The following is an 18,336-nucleotide window of genomic DNA, read 5'->3' as shown; positions in this document are numbered from 1 at the left end:
AACTAAGAGCCTATATGGAATTTCTTGAACCAAGTACCTTAATCGTTTTAGGGTTGGTTGCTTTTATTGCTGGATTTATCGATGCTGTTGCTGGCGGCGGCGGAATGTTAACTGTACCCGCTTTATTGTCTATTGGACTACCACCCCATATTGCTCTAGGGACAAATAAATTAGCAGCGACATTCGCCTCATCAACCGCAGCACTTACCTATTTTAAAAAGAAGTTATTCGATCCTAGCTTTTGGAAAGCCTCTTTTATATCAACACTTATTGGTGCAACTTTCGGAACTTTATTAGTTAACTACATTTCGACCGAATGGTTAGAAAAAGGGCTACCTCTTATTATCCTAGGTGCTGCTTTATATACCATTTGGCCAAAAAGTGTGACCTCTGAACAAAATCATTTACCAGAAAAAACACCTAAACTAAAGAAACAGCAAATTATTCAAGGGTTAACGCTTGGGTTTTATGATGGTGTTGCTGGTCCTGGTACTGGGGCGTTTTGGACAGTAAGTAGCATGGCGATGTACCGTCTTAATATATTATTGGCTTCAGGCTTAGCAAAAGCGATGAACTTCACCAGTAATTTCACCTCACTAGTTACTTTTGCCACTCTTGGTCATATTAACTGGGCTCTTGGATTAACCATGGGAGTATGCTTAATGGTTGGTGCTTTTATTGGAGCACACTCTGCTATCCGATTTGGTTCTAAATTTATTCGTCCAGTGTTTGTAACTGTTGTTTGTATTTTAGCGGCTAAACTCGCGCTAGATGCATGGTTCTAGATTGAGAGAGTAATATGACAAACTTCAGTTCCATTGAAATAATGCTTGAACAATTAAGTAAAACAGCAGCAGAGATCGATCATCGTCGAGGCGAACAACGCTTGCCTCTTTTTGATGAGAGACTCTTTGGCTGTCGAAGCCGATATCTTATTCCTTGCATTAACGAAACTAAATCAACCCTCGCCTCTATTCAACGTGAGGAAAAGGCCAATATCCTCACGGCTCAGCGTGCAGAATATCTAACAAAGATGTTAGTTTCCCAGATAGAAGCGATTCAGCGTGAAGTTGCAACTCAGCGTATTCGTTCTAATGAACCACGACCTAAAGGCAGTTATAGAAAACCAATTAGTGATATGTACCAAGATTTAGCCCAACATCAAGAGTGGGAGCGCCGACTAAGTCAAATGGTACGAGAACAAGAAAGCGCCGTAAATAATTGCCACTCTTTCTCACAACAACAAGAATTACAAAGAACGCTGCTAACAACAGAAAAACGCCTACAGCGCTGTAAAGAAGCGATGAAACGTTTAGAACAACAAATTACTTATCGAGAGCAACATGACTAACAATGACACTGATAACCAAGAAATAGAAACCAGCATTGAAGTAGAACAAAATGCCAACCCTAGTCCTTTAGATAACGCTCCGGATGAAATTAAACTTGCTGTTGATTTGATTTATCTACTAGAAAATAACGAAGTAAAAAAAGAAACAGCAATTAAAGCGTTAGAAATTGTGCTTAATGATTATAAGAACAAATAAAGTTCATATTCTCGCTAGGCTATTTGGGCCATTTCGTCTGAACTAAAACAAGAAATCTGATTTCGTCCTGCCGTTTTTGATTCGTATAACGCAAGATCGGCACGTTTATAACTGGCTTCACTGCTGTTGCTGATATCAGTCACGCCACCACTGATGGTCACTTTAATATCGTCATATAGATAAACAGCCACTCTCAATCTATTTAAAATAATTTCAGCTTCTTGTAATTGCGTATTAGGTAAGATAATTGCAAACTCTTCGCCACCAATGCGGGCGACAAAATCACTGCGACGGCTTTCAGAGCCTAAAATCCTACCGACTTCTGTAATTACTTTATCACCAACATCATGACCATATTTATCATTAATACGTTTAAAATGGTCAATGTCTACTATCGCTAAACATGAAGGGCCCATTTCTTTGGTGAACGAACCGTTACCAATAATATTTGAAAACTCATGTTCAAACTTACGGCGATTCCAGCATTGAGTTAATGAATCCTTTTCACTGAGATCTCTAAGGCGATTCTCTAACTCTTTTCTTGCGGTAATATCTACAAATGACGCAATAAAATATTCCATTTTCCCATCATTATTACAAATCGCTTGAATACGTAAAATCTCAGTTAATAAGCTGCCATCTTTTCGCTTATTGGTAACTTCGCCTTCCCATAAACCTTCTGATTTAATGGTCTTCCACATTGTTGAATAAAAGTCTTTTTTGTGATTTCCTGATTGAAACATCGATGGAGGTTGCCCAAGAACTTCATCCTCTCTCCAACCACTTAAGCGAGTAAACTCTTCATTTACTTTGATAATACGATTATTTTTATCTGTAATCACAATCGCAGACATTCCATTTAATGCAGCTAACGCTAACTGACTTTCAAGACTCGTCGTCCTGTGCTTAGCTATATATCGAGCAATTAAAATTGAAATAAAAATAATAAACAGTATTGCTAGAATGCCTTCATAAATAATGAACGTCAGTTTATGATCTAAGTTTGTCGCCTCTAAACTGCTGTCACTTCTTAAAATTAAATAAAGTGAACTGCTATCAAAATGACCACCAAGCGTGATCTTAGAAAATGAATAAAAGAATTGATTATCAAAAAACTCCCCTACATCTTGAGCTTTCATTTTATTCCATAACTCGGGCGTTTCTATAAGAATATTATAACTGTCTCGCTCTGAAATCAGGTGTCCTAGTGTTTTATGTTTATCTTGAGATGCAAGGTAATACCCTTCTTCATTAATAAACTCTAATTGATAGCCAGTCTCTAATGATGCTTCGACTTGAGCTACAATTTCATATATATCTAAGTTAAAAAAGAGATACCCTTTACGTTCATTATCAATTTCAACTGGGGTGAAAATACGTAAGGATGGCTGTAGCGGAATCACAACTTTTCCATGCTCTACTTCCAAATCAATACCAAAGAAACCCAACGCATCAGCCTTAAGCGTCTGTGCATAAATAAAATAATCTCGATTGGATTTATCTTGAAGTTCATTTATTGGAACAATGATAAGTTTGTCATTATCTTCATTTATACGAGAAATCTCTTTTCCATCAACGCTAATAAAGCGCACCTGAGAAATGTAAGAATAGTTGGTCGCAGTAAGCGCTAAAAGGGATTCAAGCAATGATCTATTTTTTGATGACGGATCCTGTATAAACTCTAATAATACCCGATTATCCGACAGTAGCTTTAAAGAAGTACCCAACTCTGAAGCAATAGAGTACACCTCTTTTTGACTAAAGTTGAGCTGATGTTTAGCTGCACTTTCTCTTTCGAATTGAATTACGTTCAACTCAGCCTTGTATTGGCCCCATAAATAAAAGATAGGAGTAATCCCTATCAATAAAATAGTAATAATGAAATATTTAATTTGTTTGTAAATCATACAATTGTTCAAAACAGCCAACTTTTTTAGTTATTCTATCAAATAAATAAAAAATATTAGTGATCATGCTCTAATAGTTATTATGAATATGTTGATTTTAATTAATTTATTATTGACGCCATTTATGTGACGCAAGAAAAATGACATACTTAGTTATCTTTCTTAACGCCATAATAAAAATAAAATATTAGAGATCGTAATTTAAACTGGTTGTTCTATAGATTTCATCATGCTCTTACTTGTAGCAACAACACTAATGATGAATATATTCTTCACCTATCACCAAAGGCAACCTTTCCATTCGCTTATTTATTAATCACTTAACTACTTTTTTATGATTTCTTCTTGCATTATCAATACGTATGTACAATAATCCCTCTCGTTCTCAGGAACAACAGAATCTATGGAGGCCCTGGTCCTCTCGCAACACTAACTTGTGAACTCGGTCAGATCCGGAAGGAAGCAGCCGCAGCGAGTGACGTGTGTGCCGGGATGTGGCTGGGGCTTCCACCTATTTAAAACGCCGCTTTTATTAGCGGCGTTTTGCTATCTAATACTTTTAAAATCAATCTCTTGCTCTAACTCTCATCATTGATCAATCCCAGAAATCATAACTTTACTGTTGGCTATTCTATATTTACAATATGGCTTCATAGTTTAAGGACAGCACACCATGAAGCAAAAAGGTTTTACTCTTATCGAATTGGTTATTGTTATTGTCATCCTTGGCATTTTATCAGTAACAGCAGCAACTAAGTTTATTAACCTGCAACGCGATGCTCGTATGTCGGCTCTTCAAGGGCTAAAAGCAGAGATGACAGGTGCAGCAAATCAACTTCACCCTAAAACAATTCTTGCTGGCATGGATAGTCAAGTGAGTGCCGCTATCACCATTGAAGGTGATAAAATTCATATTGTTTATGGATATCCAAAAGCAGACGCAGCCAAAGCATGGAATCACTTAATGAATCAGGTTTTTATTGATTCGCAATATCACGACACCACTCCATCTGACTGGTATTTCCATAATGATACGAGTAAACCTTTTATTACCTTTATGCATAAAAGTAAAAAATACAGTGGCGATGAGTGCCATATCAAATATACGGAAGCGGCAGACGAAAATACTCCACCTACTTTTGAGTTTGTTAATACTGGCTGTTAATTATACAAACGCATGATGTTTATAAAATTAATCTGGTGTCCATAAACTCAAACTCTGTATATAAAAAATGGGTAAGAAAACAATAATTTCTTACCCATTCATAACACTCTAATAATCGTTGATATTAACCGATTTTAAATGTCGCTAATTGTTGTTGTTGTCTCTCTGCTAACTCAGACAAATGCGTGCTTGTTACTGTCGCTTCTTCAATTCCCGCAACATTTTGATTAGTAATATCACGGATCATGGTAATGTTTTCACTTATCTCAACCATGGTACGAGATTGCTCTGAAATTGCTGTCACTACTTCTGTATTGGATTGTGATAGCTCATCCATTGCTTCATTCATTGAGGACAGTTGGTCACGTGACTTTAATACGGAGACGGCCGTTTCATCAATCATCACCAAACAACGTTGCATGTTCTGTTGTGCATTAGCTGATTTATTTTGTAGTTGCTCGATAATACGCTGGATGGTTTCTGTTGAATCTTGTGTTCTTGTTGCTAACACACGCACTTCATCTGCAACCACTGCAAAACCACGCCCCATTTCACCAGCACGTGCTGCTTCAATCGCCGCATTTAATGCCAATAAATTGGTTTGTTCAGAAATATTTTGGATCACAGCAATCACATTACCAATTTGCTCACACTCTTTATTTAAGTGTTCAACCACTGATGATGTTTCATTCAGTTGACTTTGCAATGCACTTGCACGATCACCATTTTCATTAGATGAACGCATTTCTAATCGACAAAGGTCTTGCACTCCGCTCATGCGTGTTTCTGCCGATTTAGCAGACACTTCAACTTCATTTGCTGAAGCCGATAATTCCGTAATTGCTGCGGCAATCATACTAACTTGATCATTTTGTGTTGTACTATTTTCTGCACTTAATTCCATAACTGAACGTAACTGCAGTGACGCAGATGCTAACTCTTGACCGTGAGCACTTAATTCTTTAATCGTACATTGCAATGTATTAATCGTAATATCGGTGTTTTCACCCAATTGAGAGACTTCATTATCACCTTTCAAGTAAGTATTAGCAGTTAAATTACGATCGGCTAAACCACTGATCACGGTTTGCACTGATGCTAATTGAGAGATAATAATACGCGTTAATACAGTGACTAAAATAGAGGCAAGTAGTGCACCAACTAATAATCCTACGATGTTTACAGTAATACTGTCTTCCGCATTATTTATTGTATTTATAAGGTTCGTATCTAAATACTCTTGGCTTTCTGCAACGGCTCCATTAATCAAACTTACCGCACTTTGCCTAATTCGCGCTCTCTCTTTTTGGTACACAACCCAGCGATTGGTAATATTTTCTAACGTGCTTAATTCTTTGCGCCATACATCAATAAACTCTGATTGTAATTTTTTAAGAGCTGGGCCTTTGTACATCGGTTCAATTAATGCCTCCATGTCATTTAGTAATGCATGAAGTTCTTTACCATCTTCTTGCAAACGAGCATAAAACACACCAGATGATTTATAACCAATACCTTCTGATATGACTGATAATTTATTACGTATATTAGGCCATTCTTCTGCATTTGAAGGATGATGATTTACATCTAAATTTTCAAGATAGGGAGCAAGCCAAGGTAATACTTCCAAAAAGATAGTATAACCTTCCATTCTTTCGTCCATCATTTTTTGAGAGACTTGATAGAAGTCATTAAACGCTTTTGAAATGAGATCTAACTCAGCCACATCTTGGCTTGATAGCGCATCCATAGTTTTTAATTCAGAAATTACACGATCTTTATCAGCCAAAATTTTTGGATAGGCTTGATTAAACTCTGTTAATCCGAGCTCAGGATTAAACATTTCACTACGTATCGCTGTGGTTCTCAATCTGGAAAATAAAGCGTCAAGTTCAGTATAGGCCTCTGAAACCTCATTACTCATAATGGACGATTCTATATTTTCTTCTGTTAGCACAAGATTAGAATGTAAAAAGGTGGCGCTGCAGAAAAAGATAATAAACGTTCCAACAAAGGGAACCATAAGCTGAAAGCGTAATTTCAGCGAGTCACGGTAATATCGTATTAATGCACTCATTTTTGAACCTTATAATATAATAAATAGATATTTAAATTTGAAAAATATTAATAACGTGATCTATCCCTAGCTAAGCATCCTACAAGTTACTTATTTACATTTAACAACAAAAAGCATAACAAGGAATGAACCTTATTATACTTCTACTTATAAAGATGAGCATAGAGGAAAACAAATCCCCAACAAATATAAATAATGAATAATGAAAATAATGAAAATAATGAAAATAAACACAAGAAATACACTAACCAAGCAACTCATGAAAAACACAAAAAGACAAACACACAAAATCAAACTAAATATCAATAAGTTACACCAGGTTAAATTTAATTATAAATATATATAAATACACAACTTTATATAAAACCGCGAAAGCGTTATTTAAAACCTCCATTAAAATGACATAATAAATATTATTTATTACGAAGTGCACTATAAGTTATAAAGGAATACACTAATAAAATTAATTATTACCTCTATGCCGAAGAAGTTAAGGGCTCAATTATATTATTATCTTAAGTCGAAAAATAAATTATTTTGCAAACGATAAAAAGATCCATATAGATACAGCAGACTAGTATTCCAATAATAAAGCCAAAAATGCACTACCTATTTTTCAAATTATCAATACAGACTGTTAATCGCATAGGCGCATAATAAACACACAATACTCATACAAAAATTAATGTAACCTTGTTAACTAACATTAGTTTTATTGCGATCTGTCCTGTAATTTATAAATCCACTCTCGCACATATCAATTTCTATCCTAATCTTATTTCACATCAATTAAAAAGTAGATTGATGTTTTGAATTACCTTTAAGGATATGAAATGGAACTTTCAACTTTAAGAAAAAAATCCAATAATAAATTTACTCTCTCAACCCTAACCCTCTCTTGTTTAATGGCATTTAATGCTCAAGCAGCGGTCGATTGTGATCCTCTAGCAACTTGGGATGCAAATAAGGCTTACAATGGCGGAGAAGAAGTAAAGCAAGGGGCTAATGCCTATAAAGCAAAATACTGGACTCAAAATAATGATCCTGCGACCGCCGGTGAATGGGGAGCATGGCAAGACTTGGGTGTTTGTTCTGGTGAAGTAGCTAATGCCGCACCAACCGTTGATTTAACCTCTCCTAGCGCCACCGATAAAATAACCACCGGTGATGTTGTTACCTTAACAGCCTCAGCATCAGACAGCGATGGAACCATTGCGCGCGTTGACTTTTTGGTTGATGGTTTAGTTATATCTTCATCAACTACCTCACCTTATAGCGCGGCTTGGACAGCTCTTGAAGGGGCTCATACTTTCAGTACCCAGTCTTATGATGATAAAGGAGCCGTAAGTACTGTCAGTTCAGTGTCGGTAAACGTAACCAACAGCCCTGTTGATAATATCGCACCCACTGCAACATTAAGTTTGTCAGCAACCAGTATTGAGCTTGGCGCTGTAGTCACTCTAACTGCTGATGCCACCGATTCAGATGGCTCTATAGATAAAGTTGATTTTTATATCGACAGTGCTCTTGTTGGTACTGTAGCCACCGCCCCTTATACTCTTGATTACACAACAACTTCTGCAGGCTCTCTATCGATTTACGCCAAAGCCACAGATGATTTAGGCGCCTCAACCAATTCAACGAGCTCTACATTAACCGTAACGAGTTCATTACCTATTGCTGATAATTGCCGTCCTGATGGTTTGTATCAAACAGAAGGGGTTAGCGTTCCTTACTGTACGACTTATGACAAAGAAGGCCGTGAACTAATGGGGGCTGATCACCCTCGTCGTGTTATTGGTTACTTTACTAGTTGGCGAGATGGCGGCGACGAGCAAAATAGCTACCTAGTAAAAGACATTCCTTGGGAGCAACTAACACACATCAACTATGCATTTGTGAGTATTGGCTCTGATGGCAAAGTCAATGTTGGTGATGTTACCGATCCAAATAACGCGGCAACAGGCAAAGAATGGTCAGGGGTTGAGGTTGACCCAACACTTGGCTTTAAAGGTCATTTTGGGGCACTTGCAACCGCTAAAGAAAAACACGGAGTTAAAACACTTATCTCTATTGGTGGTTGGGCTGAAACTGGCGGTCACTTTGGCACTGATGGTAATCGAGTGGCTGATGGTGGTTTCTATAGCATGACAACCAACGCCGATGGCAGCATCAACCATGCAGGTATTGAGAAGTTTGCCGCATCAGCTGTTGAAATGATGCGTAAATACAAGTTTGATGGTTTAGATATTGATTACGAATACCCAACGTCAATGGCCGGTGCTGGTAATCCTGACGATAAAGCATTCATGGAGCCTCGTCGTCAATATTTATGGGCATCATATCAAGTATTAATGAAAACACTTCGTGAAAAGCTGGATGTTATCTCTGCACAAGATGGCCAGCATTATATGCTCACTATCGCAGCGCCATCTTCAGGTTATTTATTACGTGGTATGGAAACCTTTGATGTGACTCAATACTTAGATTACGTCAACATCATGTCTTATGACTTACACGGTGCTTGGAATGATCACGTAGGTCACAATGCGGCATTATATGATACAGGTAAAGATTCAGAATTAGCTCAGTGGAACGTTTATGATACTGAAGCTTACGGTGGTATTGGTTACTTAAATACTGACTGGGCTTATCACTACTTCCGCGGTTCAATGCCTGCAGGTCGTATCAATATTGGCGTACCTTATTATACTCGCGGTTGGCAAGGTGTTACTGGTGGCGAGAATGGCCTATGGGGTCGCGCTCCATTACCAGACCAAGCCCAATGTGATGCGGGAACTGGTGAAGGTGAGAAAAACAACTGTGGTTACGGTGCATTAGGTATCGATAACATGTGGCACGATAAGAACTCATACGGCCAAGAAATGGGCGCGGGTTCTAACCCTATGTGGCATGCTAAAAACCTTCAAGAAGGTATCTTTGGTTCTTACGCAAATATCTATGGCTTAGACCCAGCGAATGATCCAGCAGACCAATTAGTAGGTACTTACACTCGTCATTACGATAATGTCGCTGTAGCACCATGGTTATGGAATGCAGAGAAAAAAGTATTCTTATCTACCGAAGATAAAGACTCTATTAACGTGAAAGCTGACTACGTTATTGACCACGAAATTGGTGGCATCATGTTCTGGGAACTTGCAGGCGATTACAGCTGTTATGTTCTAGATGCGAATGGTAACCGAACGTCTGTTGATGCAACAGAAGCAGCTTGTCAAACCGGCAATGGTGAATACCACATGGGTAACACCATGACAAAAGCGATTTATGAGAAATTTAAATCAGCAACGCCATATGGTAATACGGTAGCAACTGGAGCGATTCCAACTGAAACCGTAGATATTGCAGTAAGTGTGGGTGGATTTAAAGTGGGTGATCAGAACTACCCTATTAATCCAAAAATTAACTTTACCAATAACACAGACCAAGATATCCCTGGAGGAACTGAGTTCCAATTTGATATCCCCGTGTCTGCTCCTGATAATGCCAAAGATCAATCAGGAGGTGGTTTACAGGTGATTGCCTCTGGTCATACTCGTGCAGATAACATCGGTGGTTTTGATGGCACCATGCACCGAGTAGCCTTTACTCTTCCAGCATGGGAAGCTCTCCCTGCCGGTGGTGTATATGAACTAGACATGGTGTATTACCTACCGATCTCAGGCCCTGCAAACTATACAGTGACGATCAACAATGTTGATTATGCCTTTAAGTTTGAGCAGCCAGATCTACCATTAGCTGATTTGTCTTCTGGTGGAAATACAGGCGGTGGTGATAATGGCGGCGTACCTGATGCAAATTGTGATGCAACGGGCTTAGTGACTTATCCTAATCTTCCACAAACAGATTGGGCCGGTAATCCAAGCCACGCAAACACTGGCGATCAAGTGATTCATAACAACGTTATCTATCAAGCAAATTGGTGGACAGCAGCAACGCCAGGCAGTGATGGTAGTTGGGCTAAGGTGTGTAACCTTTAGCGATTAATCCACATAGCTTTACACCCTAAATAAAAACCGAACAACGTTAATCCGTTGTTCGGTTTTTGATTTAAGAATCAAAAGAAGTAAAAGTGATACATTAGGTAATCGTGAATAGCGTTAGGCTGAGAAAAAATCAGCTTTTTTAGTTACTTTTTCTTTACTGGGAGTGAATCTTATTTAGAATGCACCCATTATTTACAGAAATGGAACATTCATGTCATATTTACTTCCTATTACCCTGCTTTGGGCATTCTCTTTTAGCTTAATTGGCGTTTATTTAGCAGGACAAGTTGATGCTTGGTTCTCAGTATTAATGCGTATTGGCTTAGCCACATTAGTCTTTCTCCCTTTTCTTCGTCCAAAGCAAGTTCCTGTGCCTGTTGCGATAAAGCTTATGTTGATTGGCGCTATACAACTCGGCTTAATGTACGTTTTTTATTACCAATCATTCCTTTATCTTACCGTACCAGAAGTACTTTTATTTACCGTAATGACACCCATTTATATCACTCTATTAAATGACGCATTTGAAGGTAAGTTTCATCCTCATTTTATGATTAGTGCCGTCATTGCCACACTAGGTGCCGTTGCTATACGTTATAACGGGATAGACTCTGGCTTCTTATTAGGCTTTGCGATGGTTCAAGGCGCTAATTTATGTTTTGCTATTGGGCAAGTTTGCTATAAGCGATTAATGAAAGAACAATCAATTGAACAGAAAACGGTCTTTGGTTTCTTCTTTATCGGAGCCTTAATTGTTGCCGCTGTTTGTTATGCCATTTTTGGTAACAGCGAAAAACTACCAACCACATCAACTCAATGGGGAGTTCTCATTTATCTAGGTACGATTGCTTCTGGCTTTGGTTATTTTATGTGGAATAAAGGGGCTACGATTGTTAACGTGGGCGTTTTAGCGGTGATGAATAATTTGCTTATTCCTGCTGGTATTCTGGTTAATCTATTAATCTGGAACCGTGATGCAGATCTTCTACGCTTAAGCTTAGGTGGAGGTTTAATCCTTATTGCTCTATTGGTAAACCAGCAATTAGAAAAACGTCGTCCACAATAATATGTCCATCGCTACGGGGGTTATTTATACAATAATAAGCCCCGCAATAATGTCATAAAAGGTAAAACTAAATGGAAGATATTTATCTCGCTGGTGGGTGCTTATGGGGTGTTCAAGAATTCATTAAGTATGTTCCCGGAGTCTATCAGACTGAAGCGGGGCGCTCTAACGGATTAACAGCGACAATACATGGAGAATATGATGGTTATGCTGAGTGCGTAAAAGTCACTTTTGACCCTTCTATTATTTCTGTACAAAAACTTATTGACCATTTATTTGAAATAATCGATCCCTATAGCCTCAACAAACAGGGTAATGATACGGGAATAAAATACAGAACGGGAATTTATAGCCAACATACTCATCATTTGGATATAGCTAAGCACTATATTGCTTCTCGTGACGATGCTGAAAAAATTGCGCTTGAAGTACTGCCTTTAACTAACTATGTACCTAGTGAGGCAATTCACCAACATCATCTATCTCACTACCCTGAAAATCACTCACTTTGTCATATCCCATGGTCACTTTTACGAAAGTATAAGCCTTCTTAAAAGTACAGTGCGCTTTGCTTTTCTCTGTTAGTGTTTAGAAGACTCATAAATATCGCCCACCCGACTTAATAGTCTGGTATTCATTAAAATCAAAAACGAGCGTTTAGCCCTATTATGAAAAATTTAACTATACTCGATGGCGGAATGGGACGAGAGCTTCAAGAAATGGGAGCCCCATTCTCGCAGCCGCTTTGGAGCGCTCAAGCTCTCATTGAATCGCCAGAATATGTGAGCCAAGCACATCAACACTTTATTGATGCTGGTTCTGAGATCATCACCGCAAACAGCTACGCTTGTGTTCCTTTCCATCTCGGAGAAGAACGCTACTATTCCGATGGTGCAAAACTCGCAACAAAAGCAGCAGCTATCGCCCAGCAGATCGCATCCAAAAACTACTCTAGCCAAGGCAAGCAATCACGTGTAGCGGGTGTTATTCCTCCAGCCTTTGGTAGCTACCGTCCCGATCTTTTTAAAGCAAAAGAAGCAAAGGATATTTACACTACCCTTTTTCATGCTCAAGAGCCTCACATTGATTTATGGATAGCGGAAACGATCTCAAGCGTGCAAGAGTTCGAGGTTATTCATTCTGTTCTAAAAAACTCAAAAAAAGAGGCATATTACGCCTTTAGTTTAGAAGACAATCGTACAACCGAAGCCACCATTCGTTCAGGCCAATCGGTAAAATTAGTTACCGCCCTATGTTGTTTTACTAAAGCTAAAGGGATCTTCTTTAACTGCTCTATTCCAGAAGTAATGGAACAAGCTATTATTGATGCTAAAGCAATTATTGAAGAATATAATTCCAATTTAGAGATCGGGGTATATGCCAATAACTTTATGCCAATTAAAGCGGAGCATGAAGCTAATGATACATTGCAGTCTATGCGAGAGCTTACCCCAAAAGAGTACCTCGCTTATGCAAAACACTGGTATTCACTGGGTGCAACGACCATTGGTGGTTGCTGTGGTATTGGTCCTGCACATATACAAGCCTTAACCGATTGGAAACACAGTGAGTGTTGTTAAATCAAAAAAGGGAGATGTATTAATAGCATCTCCCCTCTTTTAACCTAAGGCAGCAGTGTGGTTGTGTTTTTCACGATACTTTTCACATAATTCTTTAATCGGAAGTGGTTTATCAAAATAATACCCTTGAACTAAATCACATTGGTATTCGATAAGCTTATCAAGCTGTGCTTTATTCTCTACCCCTTCAGCCACCACCGTCATCTGGCATGAAGCGCCGATGGCAATAATCGCTTTAACTAAGGTTTCGCTCTGTTCATTAATGAATAATCCATTAATAAAGCTGCGATCAATTTTGATCTCTGTAATCGGTAAAATGTTTAAGTAACTCAGCGATGAGTAACCAGTCCCAAAATCATCCAATGAAATGCCAAAACCAGTTTGTTGTAATTTTTTCAGAATAGGCGAAACATTTGCTAAATCACTGATCAAAATATTTTCAGTGATCTCTAAAGTAACTCTAGATATATCAATGCCGGTTTTATTTACTATCTCCTCAACCCTGTCTACAAAACCAGGTTGAATAATCTGTTTAGGGGATAAGTTAACCGAAACCAAAGCTGCATCAGGTCCATTAGGCATAAACCTTAGCATGTCTTCACACGCTTTCTGCAAAACAAAATCACCAATACTATGTATGACTTCAATCTCTTCTGCTACAGCAATAAAATCAACAGGAGATACAAACCCTAATGTTTTATTATGCCACCGCGATAAAGCTTCAACACCACATAAAAGGCCTGTTTCAATATCTATTTGAGGTTGATAAACCACAGAAATCTCATTGTTATCTAATGCTGTTCTAAGCTCTTCTTCTAAGCTAAATTCATAACTTACTTGCTCATCAATACTTTGATCGAAAAAGAGAGCGCCACCTTTATGTTTTTCTTTTGATTTATATAAAACAATGTCAGCTTTCGAAATTAGATCGAGGGAGTTATCTGCGTTATCAGGGAACATTGCTATCCCAACACTGCAACTCGTTGAAATTGACTTCCCATTAATATCAAAGTTTTCATTAAATACAGATTGGATCTCTTTAAGCCTATATTCAGCTTCTAATTTCGAACTTAATGATGGAAAACAAAATACAAATTCATCCCCACCAAAACGTGACACTATGTCATTAGGTTTTAGTAAATTACTGAATTTATGACTAATCGATTGCAATAAAATGTCACCGACTTCATGGCCAAACCGATCATTAATCTTTTTAAAATCGTCTAAATCAACAAACATCACCGCTAGTGATTGTCCTTTTTCACGGGCGTACTGGATCCCTAATTCTATTTTTGATTCTAACATTAATCGGTTCGGTAACTGAGTTAAAGCATCATGCAAAGCCATGTGCTGCATCTCATTTTTTGTTTTTTCTAATAACGTAAAGTCATTGTGTATCTGTTTTTTAAACTTATCAAAACGCATCCCAACATACCAGCTTAGTCCTAGTGATAATGCCGTTAATAACAGAGCAAGGCTTAAGGTTAATAAAAGAATTTTAGTTAATTCAAGTTTATTTTGCTCCAACAATACGGCTTCTTTTTCTTCTAATAGCCATTTATTGTCATCAATATACACACCAGCCCCAATTGCCCACCCCCAATCTCTATATCCTTTAATAAAGCTCAATTTTTCTGCATTTTCAGCTGAACTGGGTTTAAATGCGCTTATATATTGCATAAAGCCACCACCATTCTGAGAGAGAGATAGCATCTCTTGAGTGATAGGGCCTTGGTTTGGTTTTTCTTTACTGTATTTTGTTGGGTCTATTTTACCTTTATTATAATGAGCAAGCGTATTGCCATATTGGTCTAATAAGAAAATATAACCATGTTCATCAAATCGAACTTCAGTAATCCACTGCAATAATTTAGTTTTAATGTCCTCTTCGACATCAACAATGTATTCACCCGTACCTATATAAATATCTAATGGCGAAAATAATTTTGCATAACCAATCTTTTCAAAATCTTCTTTTTTTGCATCTGGCTTTGGATACCACCAATGACTAAATCCCTCACCAGTTTCATTCATCATTGCAATATGATCTAGCACAGTTCTTTTCCCTCTAATATCTTGAACGTCTAGTAGGTTTCTACCTTCCAAACTAGGGAATATAGGATGCATTAAATTTGTTCCATCCATACCATAAATAAAAAAGTACCCACGGCCCTCATTAAAGCGAGAAGTTCTTAATGCATCTGAGATTAGCGCTATAATTTCATTCTTTGGCTTTTCTTTATTTTGTTCATAGATAAAACTTAGCGTATTAAAGGCATCATCAACCCGTGATTTGATTGACTGCTTTAATGTCTTTTCTGTTAGATTTCTTTGATAGCTAATTTGTTGATAAATAGTCTCAACCTGATGCTTAATCTGTGCCTTTTCTTTCTCTATTGATTCACTGTGTAAAGCGTTGATCAAGGTTTCAACTTTTGTTCTGTTCTCATGGATTACGACGGTGTTCAATATAAACGTAAAAATCCCTATCAAAATAACAGGAATAACAGAAATCAATGTCAGTAATTTTTTATCCGAACGACGCGACATACACTCTCTTTTTTACTGAAGGCAAACAAACGCGCTATTATTAATAATTTCACAACTTAATAACAGTAGTATTTATAAATAAATCAATAGTAGTGACGTATGCTGTGAAGTCTGCCAAAAATAAAGCAAGAAGAGTATTATTTATATTGCTATTGGGAATACACATAAGAAAATGAATTGAAATTAAGAATGATTATAAAATAGCGTTAAATAGGTTGGATTCTTCTTCTGGATAGGACTAAATTACTTTTATACATTTAATTGTGATTATCTCGAGGTTCATAATGAAACGATTGACCATCTTGGCTTGCTCTTCCATTCTACTGTTCACTGCGGGTTGTGCCCAACAAACAGAACAAGAAACAACACTGACTTCTGACAATATCAATCCATTATGTAATGTTGATAATGGTATGGCTGGTGGCTGGAATACTTCTATCGTGACTCCTGAAGTAGAAAAAGCCACAAATTATGTACTGAGTATGATGAATACATCAGCCAAACTTGAAGAAATAGTAGCGGTAAAAACACAAGTTGTCGCTGGTACAAACTATGCAATTGACTTTAAATTAGATGATGGCCAAATTTGGAATACGCGTGTATTTAGAAATTTAAACGGCAAATTTACAATGACTCAACCTGCCCAACAAGGCAGCATGACTCAAGATTGCCAATAACTCTTTTTATTTTTCAATTCCGGAGCTCTTATGTTTAAAAAAATAGTAATTACTCTTAGCTTACTGCTTTCTCTTGCAGCTTGTAGCTCTTCAGAAACAAAAGAACAACCAGCGAAAGCAGATATGGCGAACCCTGCCGCTGAATTTTGTGCAGAGCGTGGCATTTATGATCTCGACTCTGGCAACTGTACATTAGGTAATGGGGATGTGATTAATGCATGGGAATACTACCGCAGTCATAAACAAGAAATGACAAAACCAGTAGGGAAACCAAACCCTGCAGCAAAATACTGCATTGAACAAGCAGGTTCTTACAATTTAGAGAACAGTGATTGCACACTCAAAACAGGTGAAGTGGTTAATGCATGGGACTTTTACAAAAGTAACCAGTAATAGTGACTTTATTGTGCTAATAAAGTTGGCCAATTTGCATCACCCTTAGCTATATTCCCTATCTTGGCGGTCTAGCCTGAGCTAACCGCCCAAGAGCAATACCCTCCAGAAAACTAGCGTCCTGTTAAGGTGTGAGTCACGCAACCTCCTTACTTAAACCACTGTGCCGTAATCACTAAACTTGATTCAAACCAAAAATGCCGAATGTAGCAAACTGTATAGATGTATTTGTTAAATTCATTTTTACACCATATACTAAATCCACATACTTTATGCGCATAGGTGGTAACATTATGAAAAGCCAATACAATACAAAAGCGGTAAAGAAAGCGACCAATTTAACTTTAAATAGTGACCTGCTAGCTGAAGCAAAACGTTTGAAAATAAACCTTTCAGCAACAATGGAAAAAGCACTTTCACAAGAAGTGAGTAAATTAAAAAGACAAGAATGGTTAGAGCAAAACTCTGAAGCTATTAATACTTGCAACGAACTAACAGAGAAACACGGTCTTTTTTCTGATTCATACCGAGTATTTTAAATGTCACAATTTACGCTATATAAAAACAAAGACAAAAGCTCAGCTAAAACCTACCCTTATTTTGTAAATGTTCAAAATGATTTATTGGATAACCTAAATACTCGCTTAGTCATTCCATTAACGCCAATTGAATTACTTGATAAAAAAATCCCAAGTCACCTTTGCCCTACAATTCATATTGATGAAGGTGACTTTGTCATGCTAACTCAACAAATGACAAGCGTTCCGGTTAAGATCCTAAGCGATCCAGTAAATGAATTATCGACTTTCAGAAATGAAATAATTGCTGCAATCGATTTTTTAATCACTGGCATTTAACGCCAGATTAAGGTGTGAGTAACACTGCCACTGAACTAAACCATAGCTCCATAAACACAAACACTTCCCTTTACCTTTCATGAATCCTCCAATCTTTGCAATGTGTGTGAAAATTATTATCAGCTAAATAAGGTTTTTCGTCCTGATGGTTGTGGGTAATATTCGGTCAACCTTGTATATTTAAACATTAACTAATTCAATGAATAAATGAAAATGGGCATCACTTATTAGGTGATGCCCATTTTTACTTACGACTTTTTGTGCTGATGAATTAATGGTTAACTGGTTTTAATCCAAATGAAGCAACACGGCAGGTAAAGTATAACCAAGAAGCCGCGCCAACAAATTTACACCCTTCTTCAAAGATCTGAGTCGTTTCATAACCAAACGGTAAGTAACCCTGAATAAGATCAGTCGCAATCGATCCTGCAAGCAAACCACCAGCAAGCAATACGAATCTGCCCACACTGTCTGCATGACATGGAGTGCGTGGGAATAACACGACCGAGA

At 37.6% G+C, this 18,336-nt stretch carries 16 protein-coding genes and 1 other RNA gene; 13 read left to right on the top strand and 4 right to left on the bottom strand.

Going from position 1 to position 18,336, the window contains the following annotated elements:
- Window positions 1-14: 14 nt before the first annotated feature.
- From AC2INI_RS05255 to rsmS, 3 genes are read left to right on the top strand one after another with little or no spacing between them, the layout of a single operon-like run.
- Entirely contained in the window at window positions 15-785 is a 771-nt protein-coding gene (locus AC2INI_RS05255) for a TSUP family transporter (RefSeq protein ID WP_486305496.1), read from the top strand.
- 14 nt (window positions 786-799) lie between these two features.
- Window positions 800-1,351 (top strand): primosomal replication protein, encoded by a 552-nt coding sequence (locus AC2INI_RS05250; RefSeq protein ID WP_122035328.1) that lies wholly within the window; start codon window positions 800-802, stop codon window positions 1,349-1,351.
- Window positions 1,352-1,385: 34 nt separating this feature from the next.
- Entirely contained in the window at window positions 1,386-1,547 is a 162-nt protein-coding gene (gene rsmS / locus AC2INI_RS05245; protein ID WP_486305695.1) for a pleiotropic regulatory protein RsmS, read from the top strand.
- A gap of 14 nt (window positions 1,548-1,561) precedes the next feature.
- Here rsmS and AC2INI_RS05240 read toward each other — a convergent pair whose 3' ends face one another.
- A complete protein-coding gene (locus tag AC2INI_RS05240) occupies window positions 1,562-3,454 on the bottom strand; it encodes a sensor domain-containing diguanylate cyclase (protein WP_486305495.1) in 1,893 nt (630 codons plus the stop codon).
- A 410-nt stretch (window positions 3,455-3,864) separates the two neighbouring features.
- Here AC2INI_RS05240 and ffs point away from each other — a divergent pair.
- Both ffs and AC2INI_RS05230 read left to right on the top strand, forming a co-directional pair.
- Window positions 3,865-3,961, top strand: an RNA gene (ffs, locus tag AC2INI_RS05235) — signal recognition particle sRNA small type.
- Window positions 3,962-4,127: 166 nt separating this feature from the next.
- Window positions 4,128-4,619, top strand: a complete 492-nt coding sequence (locus AC2INI_RS05230; protein WP_486305494.1) for a type II secretion system protein — start codon at window positions 4,128-4,130, stop codon at window positions 4,617-4,619.
- 124 nt (window positions 4,620-4,743) lie between these two features.
- Here the strand turns inward: AC2INI_RS05230 and AC2INI_RS05225 are convergent, their stop codons facing one another.
- Window positions 4,744-6,462, bottom strand: coding sequence for a methyl-accepting chemotaxis protein (locus tag AC2INI_RS05225; protein WP_486305493.1), 1,719 nt, complete (start codon window positions 6,460-6,462; stop codon window positions 4,744-4,746).
- Window positions 6,463-7,529: 1,067 nt separating this feature from the next.
- On the opposite strand from AC2INI_RS05225, the gene AC2INI_RS05220 reads away from it, so the two are divergent.
- The 4 genes from AC2INI_RS05220 (at window position 7,530) to AC2INI_RS05205 (ending at window position 13,349) form a co-directional block, all read left to right on the top strand.
- The gene (locus AC2INI_RS05220; protein WP_486305492.1) at window positions 7,530-10,697 is read left to right on the top strand and encodes a chitinase C-terminal domain-containing protein; all 3,168 of its coding nucleotides are present in this window, start codon (window positions 7,530-7,532) and stop codon (window positions 10,695-10,697) included.
- A gap of 217 nt (window positions 10,698-10,914) precedes the next feature.
- A complete protein-coding gene (locus tag AC2INI_RS05215; protein ID WP_122035340.1) occupies window positions 10,915-11,769 on the top strand; it encodes a carboxylate/amino acid/amine transporter in 855 nt (284 codons plus the stop codon).
- Between the two features lie 71 nt (window positions 11,770-11,840).
- Window positions 11,841-12,323: a peptide-methionine (S)-S-oxide reductase gene (locus AC2INI_RS05210; RefSeq protein WP_486305491.1), complete on the top strand. Its 483-nt coding sequence runs from the start codon at window positions 11,841-11,843 to the stop codon at window positions 12,321-12,323.
- Between the two features lie 114 nt (window positions 12,324-12,437).
- Window positions 12,438-13,349, top strand: a complete 912-nt coding sequence (locus tag AC2INI_RS05205) for a homocysteine S-methyltransferase family protein (RefSeq protein WP_486305490.1) — start codon at window positions 12,438-12,440, stop codon at window positions 13,347-13,349.
- A gap of 39 nt (window positions 13,350-13,388) precedes the next feature.
- Here AC2INI_RS05205 and AC2INI_RS05200 read toward each other — a convergent pair whose 3' ends face one another.
- Entirely contained in the window at window positions 13,389-15,899 is a 2,511-nt protein-coding gene (locus AC2INI_RS05200) for a bifunctional diguanylate cyclase/phosphodiesterase (protein WP_486305489.1), read from the bottom strand.
- 284 nt (window positions 15,900-16,183) lie between these two features.
- Here AC2INI_RS05200 and AC2INI_RS05195 point away from each other — a divergent pair, with 284 nt between their 5' ends.
- The 4 genes from AC2INI_RS05195 (at window position 16,184) to AC2INI_RS05180 (ending at window position 17,826) form a co-directional block, all read left to right on the top strand.
- Window positions 16,184-16,576: a cystatin domain-containing protein gene (locus tag AC2INI_RS05195; protein ID WP_486305488.1), complete on the top strand. Its 393-nt coding sequence runs from the start codon at window positions 16,184-16,186 to the stop codon at window positions 16,574-16,576.
- 30 nt (window positions 16,577-16,606) lie between these two features.
- Entirely contained in the window at window positions 16,607-16,969 is a 363-nt protein-coding gene (locus AC2INI_RS05190; RefSeq protein WP_486305487.1) for a DUF333 domain-containing protein, read from the top strand.
- 293 nt (window positions 16,970-17,262) lie between these two features.
- Window positions 17,263-17,508, top strand: coding sequence for a type II toxin-antitoxin system CcdA family antitoxin (locus AC2INI_RS05185; RefSeq protein ID WP_122035350.1), 246 nt, complete (start codon window positions 17,263-17,265; stop codon window positions 17,506-17,508).
- A complete protein-coding gene (locus tag AC2INI_RS05180; protein ID WP_122035352.1) occupies window positions 17,509-17,826 on the top strand; it encodes a CcdB family protein in 318 nt (105 codons plus the stop codon).
- Between the two features lie 271 nt (window positions 17,827-18,097).
- On the opposite strand, the gene AC2INI_RS05175 is transcribed toward AC2INI_RS05180, so the two are convergent.
- A complete protein-coding gene (locus tag AC2INI_RS05175) occupies window positions 18,098-18,292 on the bottom strand; it encodes a hypothetical protein (protein WP_254052643.1) in 195 nt (64 codons plus the stop codon).
- Window positions 18,293-18,336: the final 44 nt, after the last annotated feature.

The organism is Aliivibrio friggae (assembly GCF_057368515.1).
Note: the sequence above shows the minus strand (reverse complement) of the source record. Positions and strands in the feature narration are given on the sequence as shown.

Bases quoted from the DNA above. Each gene is read 5' to 3' on its own strand.
- AC2INI_RS05225 (WP_486305493.1), bottom strand. From the start codon at position 6,462: ATGTTTAATCCTGAGCTCGGATTAACAGAGTTTAATCAAGCCTATCCA.
- AC2INI_RS05240 (WP_486305495.1), bottom strand. From the start codon at position 3,454: ATGATTTACAAACAAATTAAATATTTCATTATTACTATTTTATTGATA.
- AC2INI_RS05255 (WP_486305496.1), top strand. From the start codon at position 15: ATGGAATTTCTTGAACCAAGTACCTTAATCGTTTTAGGGTTGGTTGCT.
- AC2INI_RS05200 (WP_486305489.1), bottom strand. From the start codon at position 15,899: ATGTCGCGTCGTTCGGATAAAAAATTACTGACATTGATTTCTGTTATT.
- AC2INI_RS05250 (WP_122035328.1), top strand. From the start codon at position 800: ATGACAAACTTCAGTTCCATTGAAATAATGCTTGAACAATTAAGTAAA.
- AC2INI_RS05220 (WP_486305492.1), top strand. From the start codon at position 7,530: ATGGAACTTTCAACTTTAAGAAAAAAATCCAATAATAAATTTACTCTC.
- AC2INI_RS05180 (WP_122035352.1), top strand. From the start codon at position 17,509: ATGTCACAATTTACGCTATATAAAAACAAAGACAAAAGCTCAGCTAAA.
- AC2INI_RS05215 (WP_122035340.1), top strand. From the start codon at position 10,915: ATGTCATATTTACTTCCTATTACCCTGCTTTGGGCATTCTCTTTTAGC.
- AC2INI_RS05190 (WP_486305487.1), top strand. From the start codon at position 16,607: ATGTTTAAAAAAATAGTAATTACTCTTAGCTTACTGCTTTCTCTTGCA.
- AC2INI_RS05230 (WP_486305494.1), top strand. From the start codon at position 4,128: ATGAAGCAAAAAGGTTTTACTCTTATCGAATTGGTTATTGTTATTGTC.
- AC2INI_RS05185 (WP_122035350.1), top strand. From the start codon at position 17,263: ATGAAAAGCCAATACAATACAAAAGCGGTAAAGAAAGCGACCAATTTA.
- AC2INI_RS05205 (WP_486305490.1), top strand. From the start codon at position 12,438: ATGAAAAATTTAACTATACTCGATGGCGGAATGGGACGAGAGCTTCAA.
- AC2INI_RS05210 (WP_486305491.1), top strand. From the start codon at position 11,841: ATGGAAGATATTTATCTCGCTGGTGGGTGCTTATGGGGTGTTCAAGAA.
- AC2INI_RS05195 (WP_486305488.1), top strand. From the start codon at position 16,184: ATGAAACGATTGACCATCTTGGCTTGCTCTTCCATTCTACTGTTCACT.